This is a genomic window from Burkholderia pyrrocinia (genome assembly GCF_022809715.1).
GTDB classification, from domain to species: domain Bacteria; phylum Pseudomonadota; class Gammaproteobacteria; order Burkholderiales; family Burkholderiaceae; genus Burkholderia; species Burkholderia pyrrocinia_C.
In genome coordinates this window covers 1,526,150-1,553,083 of the sequence record NZ_CP094459.1, presented here as the reverse complement: position 1 = coordinate 1,553,083, position 26,934 = coordinate 1,526,150, and the positions used below count along the sequence as shown (strand labels likewise).

Here is a 26,934-nt window from a genome sequence, read left to right as displayed (position 1 = left end):
ACCGTCGCCCTACGAGGATAGGCGACGGGGCCATCGAGATCCGCGCGCTGGCGCACGGATCGTCATCAGTTGCGCCGGCACTTGTCGTGCCGGCATTTGAAAACGTCGAGACCGTTGATCGAGCGCTCGCGACGCACGCCCGGCATCTGACGCCATCCTCCCTGCTCTAACGATTCCAACATATAAAGCAGTTTGCGTGCCAAGCGTCGAACACCGGTCATACCATTGATTCATAAGGACAATTTTTCGGTCGACAACAATGTGACACGTGTTCTGCCGCCGTAACGCACGGATGTTACGTAACGTCACGATGAGGGACCGAACCTTTCGCACATGCGCACGCAAGCCGCACGCCGGCGAGCGGCCATAAAAAAAGCCCGCCATTCGGCGGGCTTTGCACGGATGCGGAGAAGCGTCGGGATCAGCGGAGCTGATTCACGAGCAGCCCCATGATCTGACGAGCCGGCGACGACGTGTCGATCGAACCCGAATCGTCGACGACCGCGACGCGCGTCTGGTCGGCCGTGAGTGCCTTCACGTTGACGCGGTACTGCTTCGCCTGCTTTTCCTTCTTGCCGTGGAACAGCTGGCTCCAGAAGCCCTGCTCGGCCGAACTCAGGTCCTTCGGATCGACATAGCGCACGAAATACAACCCCTTCGAGCGATCGCGATCGTCGACCGTGAAGTTCGCGCGATCGAGCGCGAGACCGACGTGCAGCCACGATCGGTCGTACGGCTCGCCGAGCGTGACTTCGGACGGCACGGCCGCGTCGGCCGCATCGTTACCCTGCGCCGACGTGCGCGAGACATTCTGCGCGGCGATCGCGGCGGCAGCCTTCGACGATGCGTCGGCGTCGGCCTTCTTGTCCTTCGGCACCGCGTTGTCCTTGATGTTCGCGATCGGCGGCTCGCCGTTCTTCGCGCGCTGCTCGTTCTGCGCGAGCACGGCCATCAGCCGCTTCAGGTATTCGGTCTCGAGCGCCGGATCGTTCGGCTTCGGTTCCCACTTGCTCGAGTCGTTGTTCGCGCCGGTAATCGCCTCGCGCATCCCCTTCTGGCTGATGAACACGTAGGTGCCGCCGTTCGGTGCCGAATCGAGACGCGTGCGGTACTTGTTGCGCTCGGCCGTCACGTACGAGTTGCCCATTGCCTTCGAGATCACGCTGCGGATCAGGCCGTCGTTGATCTGCGGATGGGTTTCGTTCCAGTCGGTTTCCATCACGCCCTTGTCGCGCTGGTCGACGACGAGCAGGAAGCCCTGCTCCTGCCAGAAACGACGCACCTGCGGCCAGATGGCGGCCGGCTGCTTGCCGTCGATCACGAGCCAGCTCTCGGTGCCGTCGCGCTGGATATGCATGCCGGCCACGGCTGGCGCGACGGTGTCCAGCGCAGGCGCCGCCTGCTGGACCTGCTGAAGCGCAGACAGGGAAGTCGCGCCGCCCTGGGGCGGCAGCGAACGCTGATCGGCCGTCTCGTCGAGCATGTTGGGCGGCACTGCGAGCGACGCTTCCTTCGATTTCGAATCGCTCTTGTAGTCCACTTTCGTGGGCGACGACGTACCGCAACCGGCGACGAGCGCGCCAGTGGCGAGCACTGCAGCGAACCGCATGGTAAGACGAAGATCAGTCATGTTCGGGGAATCCTCTTCCGCTAAATCACGGCGCTTTCCGTGGATCAACCTTGCATTTTACCGGGGCCGCGCCGCGATGTGCAAAAAAGCGACCGGCAAGAAAAAACCCGCGTCAGCATGAACTGACGCGGGTTCTTGTCTGGTCGGGGCGAGAGGATTTGAACCTCCGACCACCTGCACCCCATGCAGGTACGCTACCAGGCTGCGCTACGCCCCGAAAGAAGAAAAGTATAACAGACACTTTTCAGATTTAGAATCGGGTCGCATGCATTTTGTGAATGTTCTTGTGAAATTTTTTGGCGTGACGGTGCCGATACGAGTGAAGCCGCGCATGCTGGCGCGATCTGCGCTCCCACTGCACGGCGCCCGCATCGCATTCACCGCTTGCGCGCAACGCAGATGACCGTCAGGCCCGCAACGCGATTGAACCGGAACATCGGCAACTCGACGCGACAGATCGTCTTGAGCAAGCCGTTGACGAGCGGATGGTGCCGGCGCAATTGCGACGCCGGCTCGCGCGGATGCCGACGCGCCCGCTCGCCCAGCCGCAGCGCTGCAGCAAGCGGAAACGTGAGGCCGAAGTAATAGGCGCCGCGCTCGACGTCGAGCCCCGCACGACGAACCACATCCTCGAGACCGCCGAGCGTATACCTGCGCTTGTGCTCGAGAAAATCGTCATGGCCGCTCCAGAGGAACTGGAACGCGGGAACCGTGATCAGGAACCGGCTGCCCGGAGGCGCCCCCTTCACATACTGCGCCAGCAGCCCGACGTCGTCGTCGACATGCTCGAGCACGTCCATCAGCAGAACGAGATCGGCATCGAATCGCTCGACGGACCGTCGAAAGTGGATGGGTTTGCCGGCCGTCTCTTCGTCGGTATCGTCGGCGTAGCTCGTATCGACACACCACGCTTCAGTCGCCTGCGTGCGTTCGAGCAAGTGTTTCGAGAAGAAGCCGGAGCCTGCACCGACGTCGAGTATCCGGTTCGCGCCCGCCCCGCCCAGGAATCGACGGATCGCGCTCGCCTTCGACGCGTAGTACCAGTGATCGCCCACACCCGCACCCAATACGTCGACTTCCTTCAGATCCATGACGCTTCCCCGTGATGGCCAAGTGTTTTGATCCGTACAGCCATAAAGCTGATCTTACCTCGCCGTTGCCGCCGATCGTACCTGTCGACGCCGCACGGCCGGGAAGGATCGCACCGGCTGGGGGTGACCGCGATTCTGCATACGATCCTCGGCCTCTGTCGGTAAACGATTTTCGCGGACTACCTGCTGACCAACGTATATAGCGCATCCGGAATTGCCGCGTCTGCCGCCCAGGCTCAAAAAACCGGCGGGCATGATGACCGCGCTGCAACGCGCGCACGCCGATTATCTGCGGGCGGCATTCGATCAGGTCACCGCGTCGTACGGCTCGATCACGTCGTACATCGTGAACGGACTACAACTCGACCAGGCGACGCTGAACGCAATCCGGCGGCGCATGCTGGTCTGATCGGCCCCGCAGGCGAGCACGACGGGGCCGGATCGCCCGCTTGCTTCGACCGCCTCGACCGACGCGTCGCGAATCCGGTGAAAACCCGCGCCGGCCAAGGCTGGCAGCGGATTCGCCCGTTCGTCCAGAAACACGTCGGCCGAGGGCCCGCACAAACCAAACGACCGTTTGATCCGGCCGCCCCGCCACCCCGAATCCATTGCCCCGCAGCCCGTCGGCTCGCCGTGCCCGGGCGCCCGTTGTTTGGTAACGCCGCTCTAGCGCGCTATGACACACTGCACGGCATCGACGCTCGCGCCGTGCAGTGCCGTGGCGCACGCCGCCGTCGATCACGACAAGACATGGAGACAGACGATGCGGAATGCGGTCCGGCGCGGCCATCGCTCGCCTTTGGCAATTTTCGACTGGATTTCCGGCCCGCGACGCGCGGCCGCCCCGGTCTCGCACAATACAGCCCGCGTGTTCGGCTGCGGCGCGCTGGCGCTCGCGCTGCTCTGCACCGGCTGTGCGGAATCGTCCGCGCAGCGCGCCGGCAACGCGTCGGTCGCGTCGACGAAGATCGAGCGCACCAAAGCCGAACGCCTCGCCCGCGAGCAGCAGATCGCGCGCACCGTGCCGTCGCTCGCGTCGATCAGCCTCACGCAACCGCGCCCGTTCACGCTGCGCGACTCGGGCCAGAACGGCGCGATGACGTTCCTGCGCGACGTCGATTTCCGCATCGTCAACAACCTCGGCTTCTTCATCCATCAGTTGTCGGCCACGCTCGTGCCGACGCAGGCCGGCGCGCCGATCGTGTTCGACGATCCGACGAGCTTCGAGATCGACGTGCACGAAGGCACGGTCACGCTCGACAACGCGAAGCTGACCGCCCTCTTCAATACCTATATCTTCGGTTACCGCAACGCACCGCTGCGCAAGCTCGCCGTGTCGGCCGGCGACGGCGTGATCCACCTGCAGGGCGAAATGCAGCGCGACGGCTGGGTGCCGTTCTCGCTGACCGGCACCCTCGCGATCCGCGACGGCAGTCAGCTCGTGTTCCACCCGACCGGCGTGCGCGTGTCGGGCATCAACGCGCAGCCGGTGATGCGCGCAGCCAACGTGAAGATGGCCGACCTGCTGAAAGTCCAGACGCCGATCGCGCAGCTCGCCGGCGACGACCTCGTGATGTCGGTCGACAAGCTGATGCCGCCGCCGCGCCTGAAAATCACGATCACCGCGCTGCGCGTGACGCCGGCCGGCCTCGACCTTACGCTCGACGACGGCACGCATGCGGGCTTCGCGATGCCTGCGAACGCGCCGCAGCAGGCGATGGTCATCCGCGGCGGCGACGTGAAGTTCATGCGCTCGATGCCGATGAACGCCGACATTTTGATCGGTCCGGTCGATTCGACGAAGCGCGACCAGAATTTCGTGTTCGACCTGTATCACTATCGCGACCAGGTGTCGGCCGGCTACTTCAATTTCGACGAAAGCGGTGCGATGGCCATCCGCATGCCTTCGTACACGGGCCCCGCCAGCGGCGCGCTGCTCGGCAATGCGGCCGCACGCCTGAACGACAGCTTCCTCGCCGCGCAGCAGAATGCGCTGCGCGATGTGCGCCAGCACTGGGAAGCCTACGCGCTCGCGGCGGACACCGCACGACCGGGCATGCAGAAGGTCGCGATGCGGCGCACGTCGACCACGCCGTTCAACGAGCGGCACGTGTCGAACCGCAACCCGACGATCCATCTGCGCAACGTCGACTTCAACCTATCTGGCGATATCGGCTTTCATGTCGAAGATCTCGACGTCGAACTCGTGTCGAAGCGGCCCGTCGAGCCCGTCGACCTCGACGATCCGAACCAGTACGACATCCGCATTCTCGGCGGCACGGTCGTCGAGTCGTGGAAGGCGATGTCCGCGCTCTTCAACAACTACCTGCTCGACTACTCGCCACGTTCGCTGAACGACCTGCAGCTCAGTGCGGACGGCCAGAACCTGCGCGTCCAGGGCGGCATCAAGCTGTGGAATCACGTGCCGGGCGTCTGGCTGCCGACCGACATGAAGGGCTCGCTGACGGTACTCGACGACCGGCACCTCGCGTTCAAGCCATCCGAGGTGTCGGTGCTCGGCATTCCGCAGGCGAAGCTGCTGCGCTCGCTCGGCATCGAGCTCGCTTCGCTGACGCCGCTGCAGCGTCGCGGCGCGGAACTGCGCGGCGACACGCTCGTGCTCGACCAGTACACCGTGTTCCCGCCGCCGGTGCTGAACGGCAAGCTCGGGCAGGCAACGGTCGAGCGCGACGGGCTGCGCCTCACGTTCCGGCGGGCGGCGGGCGCGCCCGCGCCGAAGCGGCCGCAGATCGATGCGCCGAGCTACATGTGGATGGAAGGCGGCGACATGAAGATGTTCAACGTGCTCGAACTGAACGTGCGCGCGCTGATCCGGAATTCGGCCGAGGCCGGCCCGATGCGTTTCGACCTGTACGGCTACCGCAGCCAGGTCGCGCAGGGCTCGGTGAGAATGCTGCCGGACGGCACGCTGGTCGTCGACATGGGACAGAAGAACCCACTCGCGTCGCGCTGATCCGCGCGCGCGACACGCATGAAAAAAGCCCGGTGGCGCTTCGCCAACCGGGCTTTTCATTTCGTCCTCGTACTTCGCGCTTCAGTCGTGCTTCAGTCCGTCGATCACGTCGAGCAGCGCCTGCCGCAACGCGACGACGTCGACGGTTGCGCCCGGCTTGCCGGGCACACGCGCGTCGGTGGCCTGCTCCTCGGCGGATTCGACCGGTTCCGCCGCAGCCCGCCCGCCGCTCGGCGAATCGAGCCGATTGCGTGCACCGTTGATCGTGAATCCCTGCTCGTACAGCAATTCGCGAATCCGCCGGATCAGCAGCACTTCGTGATGCTGGTAATACCGACGATTGCCGCGCCGCTTCACCGGCCGCAGCTGAGTGAATTCCTGTTCCCAATAACGCAGCACATGCGGCTTGACCCCGCACAGTTCGCTGACTTCGCCGATCGTGAAGTAGCGCTTCGCGGGAATCGGAGGCAAAACGACTTTCTCAACCGTGGTGGTCATCGTCGGTTAACCGTCGGTAAAGGGTGCGCGGCGGCCGCGCGGAGACGTCAGCGGGGCTTACTCCGCGCCGTTTTCGACCAGCGCCTTCAGCTTCTGGCTCGCGTGGAAGGTTACCACCCGGCGGGCCGCGATCGGAATCGCCTCGCCCGTCTTCGGATTGCGGCCCGGACGCTGCGGCTTGTCGCGCAGCTGGAAATTGCCGAACCCCGACAGCTTGACGCTTTCGCCGTTTTCAAGCGCGTCGCGGATCACCTCGAAAAACGCCTCGACCATGTCCTTCGCTTCACGCTTGTTCAGCCCGACGCTGTCGAACAGCAGCTCCGCCAGTTCCGCCTTCGTCAGCGTGGGCGTCTCGGCGGACGCCGGCGCCGAAGCGTCGCGGTTCATGGCGCTGCGTTGCGCCGTCAGGAGGGCTTCGAATTCACTCGAGGTCATGTCGTTCATATCTGCCATACAGCGCGTTGAATCAAAACTTACGATGGGAAAAAGCCGCCCGCAAGCGGGCGGGCCCTCTCCTTAGCCGCGCAGGCGCGCACCGGCACGAGCCATCCGCTCGACCAGCGTCTGGATCGCCTGATCGACGACCTCGTCCTGTAGCGTGCCAGCCGCGTCCTGCAGCGTCACGCGGAAGGCAAGGCTCTTCTCGTGCGCGGCAAGACCACCGGAAGTATTTGATTTTGCACGAAATTCGTCGAAGAGTACAACCTTCTGAACGAATCGGCAGGCTTCTTCGGCAAGCGCCTTCTTCATTTCGTCGAAAAGTGCCTGAACCTCGACCGCCTGATCGACGACAACGGCGATATCGCGACGTACCGGCGGGAATTTCGACACGTCGGTCGGCGCGGGCAGCGCACGCGCAATCAGCGCGTCCGCATCGATCTCGAACATCACCGGCGCGTGCGGCAGCTCGTACTTCTGCATCAGGCGCGGGTGCAGCTCGCCGATCCAGCCGACCGCGCGGCCATCGACCTCGATGCGCGCGCTGCGGCCCGGATGGAGGGCCGGATGCTCTGCCTTCACGAAACGTGCGGCCGCGGGCGCGAGCAGCGCCTCCAGATCGCCCTTCACGTCGAAGAAATCGACCGGGCGGGTCGCGGCGCCCCACTGCTCGTCGAGTGCCGGACCGTACGCAAGCGCGCCGACACGCTTCGGCTGCGAATGACCCTCGACGGCCAGCTCGCCGGCCTTCACCGACGGATCGGCGAGGAACACGCGGCCCGACTCGAACACGCGCACGCGATCGGCGCGCCGGTTCAGGTTGTGGCGCAGCACGGCGATCAGGCTGCCGAACAGCGTCGTGCGCATCACCGAAAGCTGGCTCGCGATCGGGTTCAACAGCCGGATCGGGTTGTCGTTGCCGGCGAAATCGTGCTCCCACTCCGCATCGACGAAGCTGAAGTTGACGGTTTCCGCATAGTCGCGCGCAGCGAGCGCATGACGGATGTCGTGGATCGAGCGCCGCGTCTCGTTGGTCGCACGCATTTCGCTCGTCGCGACCGGGGGACGCGCGGGAATCTTCTCGAAGCCGTAGATACGCGCCACTTCCTCGATCAGGTCTTCCTCGATCTCGATGTCGAAGCGGTGCGACGGCGGCGTCACGAGGAACGCGTCGTCTTCACGCTCGAACGGCAGGCCGAGGCGCGTGAAGATGCTGGCGATCTCGTCGGCGCCGATCTTCACGCCGATGATGCGGTTCGCACGCGACACGCGCATCTTCACCGGCGCGCGCTGCGGCAGGTTCACGGACTGATCGTCGACCGGGCCGGCCTTGCCGCCGCAGATCTCGAGAATCAGCTGCGTGATGCGCTCGACGTGCTCGACGGTCGTCGCGTAATCGACACCGCGCTCGAAGCGATGCGCCGCATCGGTCGAGAAGTTGTACTTGCGCGCACGGCCGCGGATGCTGTCCGGCCACCAGAACGCGGCTTCCAGGTAGATGTTGGTCGTGTCGAGCGTGACGGCCGTGCTGTCGCCGCCCATGATGCCGGCCAGGCTTTCGACTTGGGCGGCGTCCGAAATCACGCCGACCGTTTCGTCGAGTTCGACCGTATTGCCATTGAGCAGCTTCAGCGATTCGCCGCGCTTGCCCCAACGCACCTCGATGCCGCCGTGGATCTTGTCGAGATCGAACACGTGCGACGGGCGGCCGAGCTCGAACATCACGTAGTTCGAGATGTCGACGAGCGCGGACACGCTGCGCTGGCCCGAACGCTCGAGGCGCTCGACCATCCACTGCGGCGTCTTCGCATGCGCGTTCACGCCGCGGATCACGCGACCCGAGAAGCGGCCGCACAGATCCGGGGCGGCAATGCGCACCGGCAGCGTTTCGTCGAGCTCGACGCGCACCGGGCGGATGTCGACCGGCGTCAGCGGCGCGCCGGTGATCGCAGCCGTCTCGCGCGCGATGCCGAACACGGACAGGCAGTCGGCCTTGTTCGGCGTCAGCTTGATTTCGAAGATCGTATCGTCGAGATTGAGCGTCTCGCGGATGTCCTGACCGACCGGCGTGTCTTCCGGCAGGATCAGCAGGCCGCTGTGATCCTCGGACAACTTCAGCTCGCGCGCCGAGCACAGCATCCCCTGGCTCTCCACGCCGCGCAGCTTCGACAGCTTGATCGCGAACGGCTTGCCGCCCTCTTCCGCCGGCGGCAGTTCCGCGCCGACCAGCGCGACCGGCACCTTGATGCCGGGCGCCACGTTCGGCGCGCCGCAGACGATGTTCAGCGTCGCGCCGGTGCCGGCGTCGACCTGGCAGACATTGAGCTTGTCCGCATCCGGATGCTTGACGACTTCGAGCACGCGGCCGACGACGATCTTCGACGTCGGCGGCGCAGCCTTGCTCAGCGATTCGACTTCGAGCCCCGCCATCGTCAGCGCGTGCGACAGTTCGTCGGTCGTGAGCTGCGGGTCGACAAAGGTTCTCAACCAGGATTCAGGGAATTGCATGGATGTCTACGTTCGAAACAGGTTAGATCGACGCCCGGGGCCCCATCGGATCGTCCGTCGGGGCGTGCGCGGGCACAGGTCGGCGCGGCGAGCGGCGTTATGCGAACTGGCGCAGGAAACGCAGGTCGTTCTCGAAGAACAGCCGGAGATCCTGGACGCCGTAGCGCAGCATCGTCAGGCGCTCGAGGCCGCTGCCGAACGCGAAGCCGATGTAACGCTCGGGATCGAGGCCCATGTTGCGAATCACGGTCGGATGCACCTGCCCCGAGCCGGAGATCTCGAGCCATTTGCCGGCGTTCTTGCCTTGCTCGAACATCATGTCGATTTCGGCCGACGGTTCCGTGAACGGGAAATACGACGGACGGAAGCGCACGAGGATGTCGTCGCGCTCGAAGAATTTTTTCAGGAAGTCGGTATAGACGCCCTTGAGGTCGGCGAAACTGATGTTCTCGTCGATCCACAGCCCCTCGACCTGATTGAACATCGGCGAGTGGGTCGCATCGCTGTCGACGCGATACGTGCGGCCCGGCGCGATCACCTTGATCGGCGGACGGTTCATGCGCGCGTAACGCACCTGCATCGGGCTCGTGTGCGTGCGCAGCAGCAGCTGGCGGCCGTCGGCGTCCTTGCCTTCGACGTAGAAGGTGTCCTGCATCGAACGCGCCGGATGGTTCTCCGGGCTGTTCAGCGACGTGAAGTTGTACCAGTCGGTCTCGATTTCGGGACCGTCGGCCACGTCGAAACCGATCGAGCGGAAAATCTGTTCGACGCGCTCCCACGTGCGCATCACGGGGTGCAGGCTGCCTGCACCGGCGCCGCGGCCCGGCAACGTCACGTCGATCGCCTCGGCGGCGAGGCGCTGGTTCAACAGCGCGTCGGCCAGCGCCTGGCGACGTGCGGTCAGCGCGGCTTCGACCTGCTGCTTCACGACGTTGATGCGTGCGCCTTCGGTCTTGCGTGCTTCGGGATCGAGCTTGCCGAGGCCCTTCAGCAACTCGGTCAGCGCACCCGACTTGCCGAGAAATCGTGCTTTCTCGTTTTCGAGCGTGGTGATGTCGGCAGCCTGTTCGAAGGACTGCTGCGCGTCGGCGACAATCTGGTCCAGATCCATAGATCCCATCATTTCCAACGTCATTCGGTCTTGGCGAGCGAAATCGCCCACCAACAAAAAACGGCCCCCACGCTCTCTTCTTTCGCTGCCCCCCGAGGGGGCGATCGGCCCTCTTGGGGCGGCCCAGCGAGGGCCGATAAAAAAAGGGGCTCGGAAGAGCCCCGTTTTCGCTGCAGCGGCCGAGACTACCGGATCATCGCTGCAACTAACCACGCAGTGCTAATTTCGCAATTAGGCTGCAACGGCGGCTTTCACCTGCTTGACGATCGCAGCAAAAGCAGCCTTGTCGAACACCGCCATGTCGGCCAGCACCTTACGGTCGAGTTCGATCGACGCCTTCTTCAGGCCGTTGATGAACACGCTGTAGGTCATGTCGTGCTGGCGAACTGCCGCGTTGATACGCGTGATCCACAGTGCGCGGAACACACGCTTCTTGTTGCGGCGATCGCGGTACGCGTACTGACCAGCGCGCATCACCGCCTGCTTGGCGATGCGGTAGACGTTATTGCGGCGGCCGCGATAACCCTTGGCCAGGTTGATGATCTTCTTGTGGCGGGCCCGTGCGGTTACCCCACGTTTGACTCGAGGCATGTTTCTCTCCTTAGAGTATCGATTGAGGGGTTACGCGAACGGGAGCATCGCGCGGACGGAGTTCAGATCGGAATCATGAACTGCCGTTGCGCCGCGCAGATGGCGCTTGTTCTTCGTGGTTTTCTTGGTCAGGATGTGGCGCTTGAAGGCTTGACCGCGCTTGACGGTACCGCCCGGACGCACCACGAAGCGCTTTGCAGCGCTCTTCTTGGTCTTCATCTTAGGCATGACGAACAACTCCAGTTTATTAGATGGCGATGGGTGTGCGGTTGGCTTGCGCCCTTGACCCGCCCTTCGAAACCCAGTCCACTTGTGTACGGCGTACCGCTTGCGCAGCCGCCGTCATTGTTGGCGCGCCGCCCTGACCGGGCAACGCGCCGAACCACTTCCGAACCTGCGCGCGAAGCGCGCGAGCCCGTTACTTCTTTTTCTTCGGCGAGAGCACCATGATCATCTGGCGCCCTTCCATCTTCGGCATCTGCTCGACCTGGCCGACTTCCTCGAGATCCGTGCGCAGACGCTCAAGCATCCGCATACCGATTTCCTGGTGAGCCATTTCGCGACCGCGGAAACGCAACGTGATCTTCGTCTTGTCGCCCTCTTCGAGGAAGCGCACGAGATTGCGGAGCTTGACGTTGTAATCCCCGTCATCGGTACCCGGGCGGAACTTGACTTCCTTGACCTGGATGACCTTCTGCTTCAGCTTCGCTTCGTGCTGCTTCTTCGATTCCTGGTACTTGAACTTGCCGTAATCCATCAGACGGCAAACCGGGGGAACCGCTTGCGGCGCGATTTCCACCAGGTCAACATCCAGTTCTTCCGATTTACGGAAAGCATCAGCGAGTTTTACGATACCGAGCGGTTCGTTCTCGATCCCGACCAGACGCACTTCCGGCGCAGTGATTTCACCGTTGATGCGATGCGACGACTTATCAGTAGCGATGTTACGTTTCCTCTAAAAATTAAAAAAACGAGCCGCGCTGCCAGGGTGGTTACTTGAACGAGCGCAGGTCTTCCTGCAGACGCTCAACGAAGGCATCGACCGGCATCACGCCAAGATCGACGCCGCCACGGGCACGCACGGCTACCGTTTGCGCATCACGCTCCTTATCGCCCACGACGAGGAGATAAGGCACCTTTTCCAGCGTGTGCTCGCGTATTTTATAGCTAATCTTCTCGTTGCGCAAATCCGCCGTCACTCTAACCCCTTGTTTTTGCAACGATTGGGCCAGAGATTGCGCATATTCGACCTGACTTTCGGCGATATTGAGCACAACAGCCTGCATCGGCGCGAGCCAGACCGGCATCGCACCAGCGTGGTGCTCGATCAAAATGCCGAGGAATCGCTCCATCGAACCGACGATCGCACGGTGCAGCATCACGGGCCGGCGGCGGCTGTTGTCTTCCGCCACGTACTCGGCGCCGAGGCGTTCCGGCAGCATCATGTCGAGCTGCAGCGTGCCGCACTGCCACGAACGGCCGAGCGCGTCCTTGATGTGGTACTCGATCTTCGGACCGTAGAACGCACCTTCGCCCGGCAGCTCTTCCCACTGAAGACCGCACGCCGTCAGCGCTTCACGCAGGCCCTGCTCGGCACGATCCCACGTTTCGTCGGAACCCATGCGCTGCTCCGGACGCAGCGACAGCTTGATGTCGATGTGATCGAAGCCGAAATCGCCGTACACGCTCATCGCGAGCTTGTTGAACGCGATCGACTCGGCAATGATCTGATCTTCCGTACAGAAGATGTGCGCATCGTCCTGCACGAAGCCGCGCACGCGCATCAGGCCGTGCAGCGCGCCCGACGCCTCGTTGCGGTGGCACGAGCCGAATTCCGCGTAACGCAGCGGCAGATCGCGGTACGAACGCAGGCCGTGCTTGAACACCTGGACATGCCCCGGGCAGTTCATCGGCTTGATCGCGTAGTCGCGCTTCTCCGACTCCGTCGTGAACATGTTCTCGCGATAGTTCTGCCAGTGGCCCGACGCTTCCCACAGCGAGCGGTCCATGATCATCGGCGTCTTGATCTCGAGGTAGCCGGCTTCGTTCACGCGGCGGCGCATGTACTGCTCGACCTGCTGCCACAGCGCCCAGCCCTTCGGATGCCAGAACACCATGCCCGGCGACTCTTCCTGCATGTGGAACAGATCGAGCTGCTTGCCGAGCTTGCGGTGGTCGCGCTTTTCCGCTTCCTCGAGCATGTGCAGATACTGATCCTGGTCTTCCTTCTTGGTCCAGGCCGTGCCGTAGATGCGCTGCAGCTGCTCGTTCTTCGAATCGCCGCGCCAGTACGCGCCCGCGACCTTCATCAGCTTGAAGACCTTCAGCTTGCCGGTCGACGGCACGTGCGGGCCGCGGCACAGATCGGTGAAGCCGCCGTGCGAATACAGCTTGATTTCGTCGCTCTGCGGAATCGACTCGATGATCTCGGCCTTGTACTTCTCGCCGAGACTGCGGAAATAACCCGCGGCCTCGTCGCGCGACACGACACGGCGCGTCACGGGCTCGTCCTTCTTCACGAGTTCCTGCATGCGCTTTTCGATCTTTTCCAGATCTTCCGGCGTAAACGGACGGTTATACGAGAAGTCGTAATAGAAGCCGTTGTCGATCACGGGGCCGATCGTCACCTGCGCATCCGGATACAGGTCCTTCACCGCGTATGCGAGCAAGTGCGCCGTCGAGTGACGGATGATGTCGAGGCCGTCGGCATCCTTGTCCGTGACGATGGCGAGCGACGCGTCGCGGTCGATCACCGTGGACGTATCGACGAGTTCGCCGTCGAGCTTGCCACCAAGCGCAGCCTTCGCAAGGCCGGGACCGATCGAGGCTGCAACCTCGGCAACTGTCACCGGATGCTCGTATTGTCGAACTGAGCCGTCAGGCAAGCGTATCGAAACCATACCAATCTCCGTGATGCCGACAGTGGGCGGCAGACCAGGCACGCGATGTAAAAGTCACGCGCGGAATTTTCGCGACAAAAAAAATGCGGCCCCGCTTTCGAGGGGCCGCATTCGATACTTCACTCAAACTGAAAGGGCGAAAACGTTCCTCGACTAGCGTCGCTCCGAAGTGGTTTCGGTCAACGTTCGCGGTGTCATAACCGTATTCGCCTTGTTCGCGTTGAGCTATTTACTGCATCGAACACCCGGAGACCGGGCATTCTCAATTCGTTGGTAGGCTCGATTGGACTCGAACCAACGACCCCCACCATGTCAAGGTGGTGCTCTAACCAGCTGAGCTACGAGCCTAGAGAAGCTGAAATTATATGGAGCTGCTATCGGTTTGGCAAGCGTTTTTATGCGGTCGCAGCAAAATAACGGTGTTCCAACCCCATCATGCCTTGCGACCGGCCCGCACCACGCCCTGCACCTCACCGAGCAGCGTACAGGCGCGCTGGACTTGCGCCGAGTTCGACACCTCGACCGTGAACTGCATGAATGCCGCATTGCGGCGACTCTGCGTCTTCACGCCCACCACGTTGATCTTTTCGCGTGCGAACACTTCGGAGATGTCGCGCAACAATCCTTGCCGGTCGCTCGCCTCGATCATCAGGTCGACCGGATAGACGGATGCGCCGCGCCCGCCCAGCACGTCGGCCGACCAGGTCGTCTGCAGCACGCGTTCCGGTGCGCGTTCGACCATCCGGCGAAACGTCGGGCAGTCGCTCCGATGGATCGACATCCCCTTGCCGCGCGTGACGAAGCCGCTGATCGGATCGGGCGGTGCCGGCCGGCAGCAACGCGCGAGCTGGGTCAGCAGCGCGTCGACGCCCACCACCAGCACGCCGGTCGACGCACCGTGCGCAACGCTCGCGCCGCTGCTGCGCTTCTCGAAATCGGCAGGCGCCTCGGGCGCCGGCTCGGGCGGCGGCGCATCGGACAGCGCATGTTCGACGTTGCGCAAGCTGAATTCTTCCTTGCCGACGACCGAGAACAACTCCTCGGGCGACTTGAAGCCGAGCTTCGCGGCGAGGTTGTCCAGGTTGACCGACGTCTTGCCCTCGCGCTGCAGCGTCTTTTCGACGAGCGCCCGGCCATGCGCAACATTTTCTTCCTGCTCGATCGAGTTGAACCACGCCCGCACCTTCTGGCGCGCGCGCGAGCTCTTCAGGTAACCGAGCTGCAGGTTCAGCCAGTCGCGCGACGGCCCGCCCTCCTTCACCGCGACGATCTCGACCGTCTGGCCGTTCGCGAGCGGCGTGTTCAGCGGCACCATCACGCCGTCGACGCGCGCGCCGCGGCAACGATGACCGAGCTCGCTGTGCAGGTGGTACGCGAAATCGACCGGCGTCGCGCCCTGCGGCAGCGCGATCACGCGCGCCTGCGGCGTCAGCACGTAGATGTGGTCGTCGTCGAGCGACGTCTCGCGCAATTGCGCCCACGCCTGGTCGCCCGATACCCCCGGGCCGTCCTCGACATCGTCCTTCCATGCGAGCAACTGACGCAGCCACGCGATCTTCTCGTCGTACTTGTCGCTCGCCGAGAACTGGCCGCCGTAGCCGCGCGCGCCGGCCTCCTTGTAGCGCCAGTGCGCGGCAACGCCGTACTCCGCGAAGCGGTGCATCTCCTGCGTGCGGATCTGCACTTCGAACGCACGGCCGTCGTCGCCGATCACGACCGTATGCAGCGACTTGTAGCCGTTCGGCTTCGGCCGCGAGATGTAGTCGTCGAACTCCTTCGGTACCGGCTGCCACAGGTGATGCACGATGCCGAGCACCGCGTAGCAATCCTTGATGTCGGGCACGATCACGCGAAACGCGCGCACGTCGTACAGCTCGGCGAAATCGAGCTCCTTGCCGCGCATCTTGCGCCAGATGCTGTAGATATGCTTCGGCCGGCCGCTCACGTCGGCCTGGATGTGCGCGTCCGCCAGCTCGTGCTGCAGCCGACCGATCGCCTGCGTGACGTACGCCTCGCGTTCGATGCGCTTCTCGTCGAGCAGCTTCGCGATCCGCTTGTAGGTGACGGGATCCTCGAAGCGGAACGCGAGATCCTCGAGCTCCCACTTCAGTTGCCAGATCCCGAGGCGGTTCGCGAGCGGCGCATAGATCTCGAGCGTCTCGCGCGCGACGTCGGGCGGCGGGTCGATCTTCGCGGCCGCGTAGTAGCGCAGCGACTGCAACCGCGACGCGAGCCGGATCAGCACCACGCGGATGTCCTGCGCAAACGCGAGCAGCATCTTGCGCAGCGCCTCGATCTGCGTGCGCCGCTCTTCCGCCGCGTCGCGCCCGGCGTCGGGCACCGCGTTCTGCGCGGCGCGCAGGCTGACGGTGCCGAGCCGCAACAGCTTGCGCACGTCCGACACGAGCCGCGCCACTTCGTCGCCGAAACGTTCGGTGAGCTCACGCTCCGGGTCGTTCAGGTGCGGCGTCAGTACGAACAGTGCGGCGGCCTGCATCGCGGACGGATCGACGTTCAGCGTGCGCATGATCGACGCCGTGCCCGCCGAGTGATCGGCGAGCAGTTCGCCGGACGACAGCCGTGCGTCGCCGGCCCGCTCGCGCACGAACGCGAGCACGTCGTCGAACGACGGTGCCGCGACGGGAGAAGTGGATACGGACTCGGTCATTGCACGGCCTGACGGAATGCGGTCATCGTCGGTTAATGCTCAACTCAACTCAGCGCGGCTCAGCTCCGCTGCGCGGCGACGACCACGATCTCGACGAGCAGCGCCGGATCCGCGAGCTTCGCCTCGACGGTGGCGCGCGGCGGCGTGTTGCCCTGCGCGACCCATGCGTCCCACTCCGCATTCATGCCTTCGAAGTTCGCCAGATCCGAGATGTAGATCTGCACCGACAGCAGATGCGCCTTGTCGCTGTTCGCTTCGGCGAGCAGGCGGTCGATGTGGCCGAGCACTTCGCGCGTCTGGCCCCTGATGTCCTGCGTGGTGTCTTCGGCGATCTGGCCGGCCAGATACACGGTACCGTTGTGGATCGCGGTTTCGGAGAGACGGGCCCCGACGTGATGACGAATGACTGCCATGGAATGTTCCGGTCTTGAGTGGGTGAAGAATCGGACGACGGCACGGCCCGCGTGCCGCCGAACCGCATATTATGACGCGTTTATGCGTCGCCTTCGACGAAAAACCGCCGCGCGAGCGCAATCTGGTCGGCGCCGATGAACGCCGGCGCGTGACCCGCACCCGGAATCTCGACCTGCGTCACATGCCGGCCGCGACGCACCATGTCGGCCACCGTCTCGCGCGACAGCAGGTCGGACGTCTCGCCGCGCACGACGAGCAGCGACGCGTCCGTCGTCTCGATGGCGTGCCACAGCGCGGCCTCGCCGAGCGCGGCCAGTTCGGGCGTCGTCGCCTTGAACGGCTCGGCGATGCGCGGATCGTAGCGCATCGTCCAGCCGCCTTCGGGCAGCTCGCGCAGCAGCGGCCCGTTGATCTCGCGCCACTCGTCGGCAGTCAGCGCGCCGAACGGCAGCGACAACGACGTCAGATAGTCGACACCCTCCTGTTCGGTCGCAAAGCGCGGCTGCACGCCGAGATACTCGCCGATGCGCGTCAGCGAATCGGGTTCGATGCGCGGGCCGACGTCGTTGACGATCATCCGCCGCAGCGGCGAACCGGGCAGCCCCGCGAACGCGATGCCGATCAGGCCGCCCATCGACGTGCCGAACCAGTCGACCGATTCGACGTCGAGCCGCGCGATCAGCGTCACCATGTCGGCCACGTATTGCGGGATCGCATAGAGCCGCGGATCGGCGAGCCAGTCGGACCGGCCGCGCCCGACGACATCGGGGCAAACGACGCGATAGGTATCGGACAGCGCGGCGGCGAGCCTGTCGAAATCGCGCCCGGAACGGGTCAGGCCATGCACGCAGACCAGCACGCGCGGATTGGCGGGGTCGCCCCATTCGGTATAGGCGACGTGATGAAGGCCGGCAGCGCTCGCACACTGCACGCGCCGCTGGCGAGGAACCGGGGGATTCGCTGGGGTCGTTGGCATCGTTGGCATCCTGTCGAACGGGGGGCACGCAGCAAGGCAACGCTGGTGCGGCCCAATGCAGACGATTGTAAACCGCTTCGGTCGCGCGGCGCGGCCCGACACGGTCCGCCGCCGGCCATCCGTGCCGCGGAATGCTGCGCGCGTGATGTTCGCCGGGCGCCCTCTTTCGACGAAACGATCCGCACAATCGCGCGCATCGTCAGCTCTCGTCCCAGTGCCACGCCGCCTGCAAGTGCTCGCGCATGAAGTCGACGAACGTCCGCACGCGCAACGCGAGATGCCGCCCGCCCGGATAGACCGCATGCAGCGGCGCCGCCGGCGCCGCATACGCAGGCAGCACCCGCACGAGCCGGCCCGCCTCGAGATCGGACGCGACGTCCCAGATCGACTTCAACGCAATGCCCGCGCCGTCGAGCGCAAGCATGCGCGCCGCGCCCCCGTCGTTGGTCAGCACCGCCGCCGCGACCTCGACCGCGATCGGGCCGTCCAAGCCATCGAACCGCCATTCCGCCTGCAGTTGCTCGCCCATCACGATGCAACGGTGCGCACGCAGCTCGCCGGGATGCACCGGTAAGCCGCATTCGGCCACGTATGCCGGCGACGCGCACAGCACGCGGCGGTTCGGCGCCAGTTCCCGCGCGATCATCGACGAATCGGCGAGACTGCCGATCCGCACCGCGACGTCGATCTCGTGCGCGAGCAGATCGACGACCGTGTCGGTCAGAATCAGTTGCACGCACACCTGCGGATGCCGGCGCCGGAACTCGGCGACGAGCGGCGCGATCCGCAGGCGCCCGATGTCGCCCGGCGCGGTCACGCGCAGCAGGCCGCTCACCGTGCCGCGGCGATCCTGCATCAGCGTTTCCGCCAGGTCGACTTCGGCGAGGATGCGCAGGACCTGTGCATGGAACAGCGCGCCCTCGTCGGTCAGCGTCTGCCGGCGAGTCGTCCGGTGCAGCAGGCGCACGCCGAGCCGTGCCTCCAGGTGCGCAAGCCGTTTGCTGATTACCGACAGCGACAAGTCCTGCTCCCGCGCCGCCGCCGACAGGCTGCCCGCCGCGACGACGATCGAGAAGGTTTCCAGCGCGGGCAGGTCGTCGATCAGCATTCGAGCATCCTCGAGCCGCCACCCTTTCTTTTTTTCGAATAATCCATTCGATTCCCCTTGGTATTTATATCGAATTCGGAAACCTACCATGACGTCACTGCGCCATCCAGGCGCACCATCATGAAAAAGGAGAATCCGATGTCTGCGTTGCAACGATTCCTGCGCCGCTCGATTGCCGGCACGCTCGCGACGATGTTTGCCGCAGTCGCGCTACCGCCTGTCACCGCCAATGCGGCCGACCTCGCGGCTCCGTTGCACCTGACGGTCGCGGCCGGACTGCCTGCCGCGCAGGCGAACGACCAGATCCTTGCGGCGCGCCGCTACGCCACGTTCTGGGACACCGGAGACGAGACGCTTGCGCGCGCGGCACTCGCTGCCGACTTCACGGATCGCACGCTGCCGGCCGGACGCGCCCAGGGCCTGCCGGGGCCGCTCGCGGCATCACGAACGATGCGCGCGGCGATTCCCGACCTGCATTGCGAGATCGAGCAGATGATCGTCGCCGGCGATCGCGTCGTCGTCCACCTGCGGTTTCGCGGGCATTTCACCGCGGTCTTCGGTAACACGACCGGTCATGGACAGGCAGTCGATTTCATCGCGACCGACATCTACCGGATCGCGGCCGGCCGGATCGCCGAGAACTGGCACATCGAAGACAACCTGACACTGATGCGCCAACTCGGCGTCGCAAACTGAGGGCCCGGCCGATGACGAACTTCGATCCTTCGATGCGCACGGCCCGCCGCGCGTTCCTCGCACAGGCCGGTGCCGGCGCCGGGCTGGCCGCCGCCGGCGCGGTACTCGGCAGCGCAGCGCGGGGCGCAAGCGCCGCAACGGCCCGGCCGCTCGCCGCGCCGACCGCCGCGGACGGCAAGTTCTGGCCGGACGACATCCGCCTGGCGATCTCGATCTCGATGCAATTCGAAGCCGGCGGGCAACCGCCCAAGGGCGCGGACAGCCCCTTCCCGCCAGTCGCGTTTCCACCGTCCGTGCCGGTCGATCTCGCGTCAGCCACCTGGTTCGCATACGGCTACCGGGAAGGGATTCCGCGCCTTCTCGACCTGTGGGACCGCCACGACGTGAAAGTCACGTCGCACATGATCGGGGAAGCCGCGCGCCGCCATCCCGAACTGGCCCGCGAGATCGTCGCGCGCGGCCACGAAGCGGCCGCGCACGGCCCGACCTGGCGCTCGCAGTTCGCAATGAGCCGCGACGACGAGCGACGCTTCCTGACCGAAGCGCGCGACATGGTCGAGGCGGTGACCGGCACGAGGCCGATCGGCTACAACTGCAACTGGTTGCGGCGCGGGCCAAACACGCTGTCGTTGCTGCAGGAACTCGGCTACGTCTATCACATCGACGACGTCAGCCGCGACGAGCCGTTCATCGAGACCGTGAACGGGCACGATTTCGTGGTCGTCCCGTACACGCTGCGCAACAACGACATCCTGCTGATCGAAGGCCGCAATTACTCGCCGACGATGTTCCTGGAGCAGATCAAGCTCGATTTCGACCAGCTCTACGCGGAGGCCGGGCAGCGACGCAGGCTGATGTCGATCAGCGCACACGACCGGATCAGCGGCACGCCGCAGATGGTCCGTGCGTGGGACGAATTCCTGCGCTACGCGCGATCGCATCCGGGTGTCGCGTTCATGCGCAAGGACGAGATCGCGCGTTACGCGCTCGGCAGCGCGGCGACACTGCGCGAAACCGAGACGATCTGACCGGATTTCTTTCTTCTCAACGGAAACGAACCATCATGAACGATTCATTCAATGGCAACGCGGTGCTCGTGGTCGGCGGGAGCTCCGGGATCGGCGCGGCGGCCGCGCAGGCATTCGCGCAACGCGGCGCACGCGTGACGATCGCTTCGCGCGACGCACGCAAGGGCGAGGCGATCGCGGCCGCAATCGGCCGCGGCACGCGCTTCGCACCGCTCGACATCACGCGAACCGACGAAGTCGACGCATTCTGCGCACGCGCCGGCCGGTTCGACCACGTCGTGATTTCCGCCGCCCAAACCGCAACGGGCCCGGTCCGCTCGCTCGCACTCGACGCCGCACAGGCCGCGATGGACAGCAAGTTCTGGGGCGCGTATCGCATCGCGCGTGCAATCGACATCGTCCCGGGCGGCTCGCTGACGTTCGTGTCGGGGTTTCTCGGCGTGCGACCGAGTGCATCGTCGGTGCTGCAGGGCGCCATCAATGCGGCACTCGATGCACTGGCCCGCGGCCTGGCACTCGAACTGGCCCCGGTACGCGTCAACACGGTGTCGCCCGGCTTGATCGCCACGCCGCTGTGGGACAAGCTCGCGACCGACGCGCGCGACGCCATGTTCGCCGGCGCCGCGCAGCGGTTGCCGGCGCGCCGCGTGGGCCGGCCCGAGGATGTCGCGAACGCGATCGTCTATCTGGCGGCGACGCCGTACTCGACCGGTTCGACCGTACTCGTCGACGGCGGCGGCGCAATCGCGTAATACATCGAGAAAGGTCCGTGACACGGGCGCGACCGCCATGAAAACGCGCATTCCCGCGCGCCAAAAGACAGCGCCCCGCATGCATCGAAGCATGCGGGGCGCCGCAGCCGCGCAACAGCGCGCGGCGCCAAGCTCCGTCGGCTTACGCGACCGCGCTCACGTCGAGCGGTGCGCCCGTCTTCGCCTGGATCTCGTCGGCGCTCACGCCGTCGGCGAGCTCGAGGACCTTCAGGCCGGCCGGCGTCACTTCGATCACGCCGAGATCGGTGATGATCAGGTCGACCACGCCGACACCCGTCAGCGGCAGGTTGCATTCGTCGAGAATCTTGTGCTGATCGCCCTTCGCGACGTGCTCCATCAGCACGACGACGCGCTTCACGCCCGCGACGAGGTCCATCGCGCCGCCCATCCCCTTGATCATCTTGCCCGGGATCATCCAGTTCGCGAGGTCGCCCTGCTTGCTGACCTGCATCGCACCGAGGATCGCGAGGTTGATGTGGCCGCCGCGGATCATTGCGAACGAGTCGGCCGACGAGAAGATCGACGAACCCGGCAGCGTCGTGACGGTCTGCTTGCCGGCGTTGATGAGATCGGCATCGACTTCATCTTCGGTCGGCGACGGGCCGATGCCGAGCAGCCCGTTCTCCGACTGCAGCCACACCTCGACGCCTTCCGGCACGTGGTTCGCGACGAGCGTCGGCAGGCCGATGCCGAGGTTCACGTAGAAGCCGTCCTGCAGTTCCTGCGCCGCGCGCGCGGCCATCTGGTCACGATTCCAGGCCATGTCAGTCTCCTTTCGCGCGTACGACGCGTTGTTCGATGCGTTTTTCCGGCGTCGCGTTCAGCACGATGCGCTGCACGAAAATCCCCGGCGTATGAACCTGGTCCGGATCGAGTGTGCCGTTCTCGACGATCTCCTCGACCTCCACCACGGTGATCTTGCCGGCCATCGCGCACATCGGGTTGAAGTTGCGCGCGGTGCGGCGATAGATCAGGTTGCCGGACTTGTCGGCCTTCCACGCCTTCACGAGCGCGACGTCGGCCGTCAGCGACGGCTCGAGCACGTAGTGACGATCGCCGAACTGGCGCGTTTCCTTGCCTTCCGCGATCACGGTGCCGTAGCCGGTATTCGTGAAGAACGCGGGGATGCCCGCGCCGCCCGCGCGCAGCTTTTCGGCGAGCGTGCCCTGCGGCGTGAATTCGAGCTCGAGTTCGCCGGCCAGGTACTGGCGCTCGAACTCCTTGTTCTCGCCGACGTACGACGAGATCATCTTCTTGATCTGGCGCGTTTCCAGCAGCAGGCCGAGACCGAAACCGTCGACGCCCGCGTTGTTGCTGATGCAGGTGATGCCCTTGACGCCCGAATCGCGCAACGCCGCGATCAGCGCCTCCGGAATCCCGCACAGGCCGAAGCCGCCCACCGCGAAGGTCTGTCCGTCGCGGACGATCCCTTCCAGCGCGGCAGCCGCGCTTGGATAGACTTTGTTCATCTGTTGTCCCTTCCTTTATGGAAACCAGCAAAACCGGTTCACGCGCCCACGTGGGCCGCAAGCCCGCCGCATCATTCTATGCATGCGCGGCGATGCGTGCGTCGAGGCGCGCTGTTTTTATGTCGCGGCGAACTGCCGCGAGATGCCTGAAAGGGTACGATGCGGCGCGGATGCGGCACAATACGCAAAAATACATAAGCGTTTGCCTCCGGTTGCCTGCGCCATGCCCGCTCTCGATTACCAGACTGCCTTCCACCTCGCGCCGCTCGGCCTCGTGATGTCGCGCGACCGCGTAATCGAGGACTGCAACGACGCGCTCGCGTCGATCTTCCGCTGCGCGCGGGCCGACCTGATCGGAAAATCGTACGAGGTGCTCTACCCGTCGACGGACGAATTCCAGCGAATCGGCGAGCGCATCTCGCGCGTGATGGCCGCAAACGGCATCTATTCGGACGACAGAATCATGAAACGGGCCGACGGCGAGCTGTTCTGGTGCCACGTGACGGGCCGTGCGCTCGACCGCACCGCGCCGCTCGCGGACGGCGTCTGGACCTTCGAGGACTTGAGCGCGACGCGCCGCGTCGCGGTCGAACTGACTCCGCGCGAGCGCGAGATCGCCGCGCAACTCGCGACCGGCAAGACCAGCAAGCAGATCGGGCGCGTGCTCGACATCAGTTCGCGCACGGTCGACATCTACCGCGCACGGCTGATGCGCAAGTACGGGACGAACAACACGCCGGAGCTGGTGCAGCGCCTGCTGGGGCAATGAACGGGCAGTGAATGGCGGCGCCCGGATGACAATCGGCCGCGCATGGCGGCCGATTCGGGTAACAAACGGGCATCGCGACTCACCGGCGCGACGGCGCCGGTCTCGCCGTATCGGCGCTCAGACGATTTTCGTCGCGAGCGCGCGCTCGATCGTGTCGCGCAACAGTTGCGGCAGCGGCACCGACTTGCCGAGCGCGTAGTCGACCCACACGCAGCGCGCGTTGCCGCGCGCATAGACGTGCTGCGGATCGTCCGCACGCGTGAGCTCGAAACCGGTGTCGAAGCTGCTTCGGCCGGGTTTCGCGGCCGACATCTTCGCGATCACGTCGCCCGGATAATGCAGTTGCTTGAGGAATTCCATCGACGCCGTGACGATGACGGGCCCCTGCCCCTCGCCGTTGCCGCCGGCGATGCCGAGTTCCTCGAACCACGAGATCCGCGCCTGCTCCATGTAGCGGAAATAGACCGTGTTGTTCACGTGGCCGAACGCGTCCATGTCGCCCCAGCGGATCGGCATCGACATCTCAAAAACGGGTGAGTAATCGCTTGTTGCGCTCATTGCAGTCTTCTTTGTTGCTGAATGTCATCCGCTCAGGCGAGGCCGAAGCCGTCGTCGGCGGAGATGATCGAACCATTGATGAACTGCGACTCGTCGGCCGCGAGCAGCAACAACAGCCCGTCGAGATCCTGCGGCTTGCCTACGCGCCGGCGCGGCAGCATCGACTGCAGCTTCTGGCCCTGCTCGGTTTCCCACAGGTAATGATTGATTTCGGTATCGATATAGCCCGGACAGATCGCGTTGACGTTGATCCCGTGGCGCCCCCATTCGAGTGCCATCGCGCGCGTCATCTGCACGACCGCGGCCTTGCTCATCGCGTACAGCCCGATCTGCGGAAACACGCGCAGGCCGGCCACCGACGCGATGTTGATGATCCGGCACGGCGGCTTGCCGTTACCGTTGCCGTTCGCGCGCATGATCATCCGCTTCGCGACTTCCTGCGCGACGAAAAACGCGCCGCGCGTGTTGGTATCGAACACGAACTCGAAATCGGCCGGCGTCACGTCGACGAGCTTCTGCATCGTCGACACGCCGGAATTGTTCACGAGGATGTCGATCGTGCCGGCTTCCGTCTCCGCGTGCGCGACCGCCGCCTTGATGCTCTGGACGTCGGTGACGTCGAGCGACACGACGTGCGCGGCACCGCCTGCCGCCTCGATCTCCGCGCGCAGTTCCTTCAGGCGCTCCACGCGTCGGCTCGCGAGCACGACCTTCGCGCCGGCCTGCGACAGCACCTGCGCAAAACGCTGCCCGAGGCCGCTCGACGCGCCCGTGACCAGCGCAACCTTGCCTTCCAGATTGATCGATCGACCCATTTGCACATCCCCTTTCGATGTCATTTCGCCAGCCCGGGCAACACGGCTCGGCCGGCATAACCCTAGCACAAAAAATAGAACGATCGTGCTAATCTAGACGCATGCTGTTGCGGCAAGCGTTTCGTTTCGCAGACAATACGCTCCCGAATAAAAGCATTCTAACGGTTAGAGGAACGCCAATGACCCCCGCAAGCCTCATCGAGCAATACGGCCCGCGCGAATCGATGGAATACGACGTCGTGATCGTCGGCGGCGGCCCCGCCGGGCTGTCGGCGGCGATCCGGCTCAAGCAGCTGGCCGCCGAGAAAGGCACCGAGATCGGCGTGTGCGTGCTCGAGAAGGGTTCCGAGATCGGCGCGCACATCCTGTCGGGCGCGGTGATGGACCCGCGCGCGATCACCGAACTGTTCCCCGACTGGAAGGAACGGGGCGCGCCGCTCACCGTCGAGGTGACGGAAGACCGCTTCCTGTTCCTGTCCGAGAAGAGCGCGGTGACCACGCCGAACTGGGCGCTGCCCGAGAACTTCAAGAACCACGGCAACTACGTGATCTCGCTGGGCAACGTCACGCGCTGGCTCGGCACGCAGGCTGAGGCGCTGGGCGTCGAGATCTTCCCGGGCTTCCCGGCCGCGGAGATTCTCTACAACGACGACGGCTCGGTGAAGGGCGTCGCCACCGGCAACATGGGCGTGGGCAAGAACGGCGAGCCGACCGAGAACTTCCAGCTCGGCATGGAGCTGCACGCGAAGTACACGCTGTTCGCCGAAGGCTGCCGCGGCCATCTGGGCCGCCAGCTGATCTCGAAGTTCAAGCTCGACGCGAACGCCGATCCGCAGGCGTACGGGATCGGCATCAAGGAGCTGTGGGAAATCGATCCCGCGAAGCACAAGCCGGGCCTCGTGATCCACACGGCCGGCTGGCCGCTGAAGTCGGATACGTACGGCGGCTCGTTCCTGTATCACATGGACAACAACCAGGTCGTGGTCGGCTTCGTGGTGGGCCTCGGCTACACGAACCCGTACCTGTCGCCGTTCGAGGAATTCCAGCGCTACAAGACGCACCCGTCGATCCGCGCGTTCCTGGAAGGCGGCAAGCGCGTGTCGTACGGTGCGCGCGCGATCACCGCGGGCGGCCTGCTGTCGCTGCCGAAGACGGTGTTCCCGGGCGGCGCGCTGATCGGCGACGACGCGGGCTTCCTGAACGCATCGCGGATCAAGGGCAGCCACGCGGCGATCAAGACCGGCATGCTGGCGGCCGACGCCGCGTTCGACGCGGTGCAGGCCGGCCGCCAGAGCGATGAACTCAACGCGTACCCGGACGCGTTCAAGCAGTCGTGGCTGTACACGGAGCTGTACCGTGCGCGCAACTTCAAGCAGTGGATGGCCAAGGGGCTGTATCTCGGCACGCTGATGGTCGGGCTCGAGCAGAAGGTGATGGGCGGCAACGTGCCGTGGACGCTGCATCACCAGCACGCAGACCACGAGACGCTGAAGCCGGCGTCGCAGTGCGAGCCGATCGAGTATCCGAAGCCGGACGGCAAGCTGACGTTCGACCGGCTGTCGTCGGTGTTCATCTCGAACACGAACCACGAGGAGAACCAGCCGGCGCACCTGACGCTGAAGGATGCGAGCGTGCCGGTGAACGTGAACCTGCGCACGTACGCGGGGCCGGAGGGGCGCTTCTGCCCGGCGGCGGTCTATGAGTTCGTGAAGAACGACGACGGCAGCGATCGGCTGGTGATCAACGCGCAGAACTGCGTGCACTGCAAGACCTGCGACATCAAGGACCCGACGCAGAACATCGTGTGGGTCACGCCCGAAGGCGGCGGCGGGCCGAATTATCCGAACATGTAACCTGCCGGAACGCGCCGCCACGAGCGGCGCGTTTTTTTGGGCCGCTGCACACTGCTGCAAACGAAA

Annotated in this window: 25 protein-coding genes and 2 tRNA genes; 7 read left to right on the top strand and 20 right to left on the bottom strand. The window is 64.8% G+C overall.

What is annotated here, in order from left to right; genetic code table 11:
• Positions 1-421: 421 nt before the first annotated feature.
• From bamC to MRS60_RS07280, 3 genes are all read right to left on the bottom strand, one after another.
• Positions 422-1,630 (bottom strand): outer membrane protein assembly factor BamC, encoded by a 1,209-nt coding sequence (gene bamC, locus MRS60_RS07290; protein ID WP_034184017.1) that lies wholly within the window; start codon positions 1,628-1,630, stop codon positions 422-424.
• A 140-nt stretch (positions 1,631-1,770) separates the two neighbouring features.
• Positions 1,771-1,847, bottom strand: a tRNA-Pro gene (locus MRS60_RS07285).
• Between the two features lie 160 nt (positions 1,848-2,007).
• The gene (locus MRS60_RS07280; protein WP_034184016.1) at positions 2,008-2,721 is read right to left on the bottom strand and encodes a class I SAM-dependent methyltransferase; all 714 of its coding nucleotides are present in this window, start codon (positions 2,719-2,721) and stop codon (positions 2,008-2,010) included.
• Between the two features lie 256 nt (positions 2,722-2,977).
• On the opposite strand from MRS60_RS07280, the gene MRS60_RS07275 reads away from it, so the two are divergent.
• Entirely contained in the window at positions 2,978-3,130 is a 153-nt protein-coding gene (locus tag MRS60_RS07275) for a tyrosine-protein phosphatase (RefSeq protein WP_243565472.1), read from the top strand.
• A gap of 354 nt (positions 3,131-3,484) precedes the next feature.
• On the top strand, positions 3,485-5,695 hold the full coding sequence (locus tag MRS60_RS07270; RefSeq protein WP_243565471.1) for a hypothetical protein: 2,211 nt from the start codon (positions 3,485-3,487) through the stop codon (positions 5,693-5,695).
• An 81-nt stretch (positions 5,696-5,776) separates the two neighbouring features.
• On the opposite strand, the gene MRS60_RS07265 is transcribed toward MRS60_RS07270, so the two are convergent.
• From MRS60_RS07265 to MRS60_RS07205, 13 genes are all read right to left on the bottom strand, one after another.
• Positions 5,777-6,193, bottom strand: coding sequence for a MerR family transcriptional regulator (locus MRS60_RS07265; protein WP_131948519.1), 417 nt, complete (start codon positions 6,191-6,193; stop codon positions 5,777-5,779).
• 57 nt (positions 6,194-6,250) lie between these two features.
• Positions 6,251-6,637: an integration host factor subunit alpha gene (locus MRS60_RS07260; protein ID WP_040144036.1), complete on the bottom strand. Its 387-nt coding sequence runs from the start codon at positions 6,635-6,637 to the stop codon at positions 6,251-6,253.
• A 72-nt stretch (positions 6,638-6,709) separates the two neighbouring features.
• Entirely contained in the window at positions 6,710-9,139 is a 2,430-nt protein-coding gene (gene pheT, locus MRS60_RS07255; RefSeq protein WP_105390705.1) for a phenylalanine--tRNA ligase subunit beta, read from the bottom strand.
• A gap of 97 nt (positions 9,140-9,236) precedes the next feature.
• Complete coding sequence (gene pheS, locus MRS60_RS07250; protein WP_034184012.1) at positions 9,237-10,250, bottom strand: phenylalanine--tRNA ligase subunit alpha; 1,014 nt, start codon at positions 10,248-10,250, stop codon at positions 9,237-9,239.
• Positions 10,251-10,481: 231 nt separating this feature from the next.
• The gene (gene rplT, locus MRS60_RS07245; RefSeq protein ID WP_004192938.1) at positions 10,482-10,841 is read right to left on the bottom strand and encodes a 50S ribosomal protein L20; all 360 of its coding nucleotides are present in this window, start codon (positions 10,839-10,841) and stop codon (positions 10,482-10,484) included.
• 30 nt (positions 10,842-10,871) lie between these two features.
• Complete coding sequence (gene rpmI / locus MRS60_RS07240) at positions 10,872-11,069, bottom strand: 50S ribosomal protein L35 (protein ID WP_004191477.1); 198 nt, start codon at positions 11,067-11,069, stop codon at positions 10,872-10,874.
• 190 nt (positions 11,070-11,259) lie between these two features.
• Positions 11,260-11,784 (bottom strand): translation initiation factor IF-3, encoded by a 525-nt coding sequence (gene infC, locus MRS60_RS07235; protein ID WP_071734130.1) that lies wholly within the window; start codon positions 11,782-11,784, stop codon positions 11,260-11,262.
• 49 nt (positions 11,785-11,833) lie between these two features.
• Positions 11,834-13,741 carry a threonine--tRNA ligase gene (gene thrS / locus MRS60_RS07230; RefSeq protein ID WP_105390704.1) on the bottom strand — a complete coding sequence of 636 codons (1,908 nt, stop codon included), beginning with the start codon at positions 13,739-13,741 and terminating at the stop codon, positions 11,834-11,836.
• Between the two features lie 271 nt (positions 13,742-14,012).
• Positions 14,013-14,089: transfer RNA gene (locus MRS60_RS07225), tRNA-Val, on the bottom strand.
• Between the two features lie 85 nt (positions 14,090-14,174).
• Complete coding sequence (locus MRS60_RS07220) at positions 14,175-16,409, bottom strand: RelA/SpoT family protein (protein ID WP_034184010.1); 2,235 nt, start codon at positions 16,407-16,409, stop codon at positions 14,175-14,177.
• A gap of 59 nt (positions 16,410-16,468) precedes the next feature.
• Positions 16,469-16,822, bottom strand: a complete 354-nt coding sequence (locus tag MRS60_RS07215; protein ID WP_027784253.1) for a RidA family protein — start codon at positions 16,820-16,822, stop codon at positions 16,469-16,471.
• An 80-nt stretch (positions 16,823-16,902) separates the two neighbouring features.
• On the bottom strand, positions 16,903-17,799 hold the full coding sequence (locus tag MRS60_RS07210) for an alpha/beta fold hydrolase (RefSeq protein WP_243565470.1): 897 nt from the start codon (positions 17,797-17,799) through the stop codon (positions 16,903-16,905).
• A gap of 199 nt (positions 17,800-17,998) precedes the next feature.
• Positions 17,999-18,907: a LysR family transcriptional regulator gene (locus MRS60_RS07205; RefSeq protein ID WP_175749326.1), complete on the bottom strand. Its 909-nt coding sequence runs from the start codon at positions 18,905-18,907 to the stop codon at positions 17,999-18,001.
• A gap of 192 nt (positions 18,908-19,099) precedes the next feature.
• On the opposite strand from MRS60_RS07205, the gene MRS60_RS07200 reads away from it, so the two are divergent.
• From MRS60_RS07200 to MRS60_RS07190, 3 genes are read left to right on the top strand one after another with little or no spacing between them, the layout of a single operon-like run.
• Positions 19,100-19,603 (top strand): ester cyclase, encoded by a 504-nt coding sequence (locus tag MRS60_RS07200; RefSeq protein ID WP_051983828.1) that lies wholly within the window; start codon positions 19,100-19,102, stop codon positions 19,601-19,603.
• 11 nt (positions 19,604-19,614) lie between these two features.
• Positions 19,615-20,631: a polysaccharide deacetylase family protein gene (locus MRS60_RS07195; RefSeq protein WP_034184006.1), complete on the top strand. Its 1,017-nt coding sequence runs from the start codon at positions 19,615-19,617 to the stop codon at positions 20,629-20,631.
• Between the two features lie 35 nt (positions 20,632-20,666).
• Entirely contained in the window at positions 20,667-21,383 is a 717-nt protein-coding gene (locus tag MRS60_RS07190) for an SDR family oxidoreductase (protein WP_034184005.1), read from the top strand.
• A 142-nt stretch (positions 21,384-21,525) separates the two neighbouring features.
• On the opposite strand, the gene MRS60_RS07185 is transcribed toward MRS60_RS07190, so the two are convergent.
• Both MRS60_RS07185 and MRS60_RS07180 read right to left on the bottom strand, forming a co-directional pair.
• The gene (locus MRS60_RS07185; protein ID WP_034184004.1) at positions 21,526-22,167 is read right to left on the bottom strand and encodes a CoA transferase subunit B; all 642 of its coding nucleotides are present in this window, start codon (positions 22,165-22,167) and stop codon (positions 21,526-21,528) included.
• A 1-nt stretch (position 22,168) separates the two neighbouring features.
• Positions 22,169-22,873 (bottom strand): CoA transferase subunit A, encoded by a 705-nt coding sequence (locus MRS60_RS07180; RefSeq protein ID WP_034184003.1) that lies wholly within the window; start codon positions 22,871-22,873, stop codon positions 22,169-22,171.
• A gap of 223 nt (positions 22,874-23,096) precedes the next feature.
• Between MRS60_RS07180 and MRS60_RS07175 the strand changes: the two genes are divergently transcribed.
• Positions 23,097-23,642: a PAS and helix-turn-helix domain-containing protein gene (locus MRS60_RS07175; protein ID WP_034184002.1), complete on the top strand. Its 546-nt coding sequence runs from the start codon at positions 23,097-23,099 to the stop codon at positions 23,640-23,642.
• 117 nt (positions 23,643-23,759) lie between these two features.
• Here MRS60_RS07175 and MRS60_RS07170 read toward each other — a convergent pair whose 3' ends face one another.
• Positions 23,760-24,200 (bottom strand): acyl-CoA thioesterase, encoded by a 441-nt coding sequence (locus MRS60_RS07170; RefSeq protein ID WP_034184001.1) that lies wholly within the window; start codon positions 24,198-24,200, stop codon positions 23,760-23,762.
• Positions 24,201-24,232: 32 nt separating this feature from the next.
• Positions 24,233-25,015, bottom strand: a complete 783-nt coding sequence (locus tag MRS60_RS07165; protein ID WP_034184000.1) for an SDR family oxidoreductase — start codon at positions 25,013-25,015, stop codon at positions 24,233-24,235.
• Positions 25,016-25,194: 179 nt separating this feature from the next.
• On the opposite strand from MRS60_RS07165, the gene MRS60_RS07160 reads away from it, so the two are divergent.
• Positions 25,195-26,868 (top strand): electron transfer flavoprotein-ubiquinone oxidoreductase, encoded by a 1,674-nt coding sequence (locus MRS60_RS07160; RefSeq protein WP_243565469.1) that lies wholly within the window; start codon positions 25,195-25,197, stop codon positions 26,866-26,868.
• The last annotated feature ends 66 nt before the right edge of the window (positions 26,869-26,934 follow it).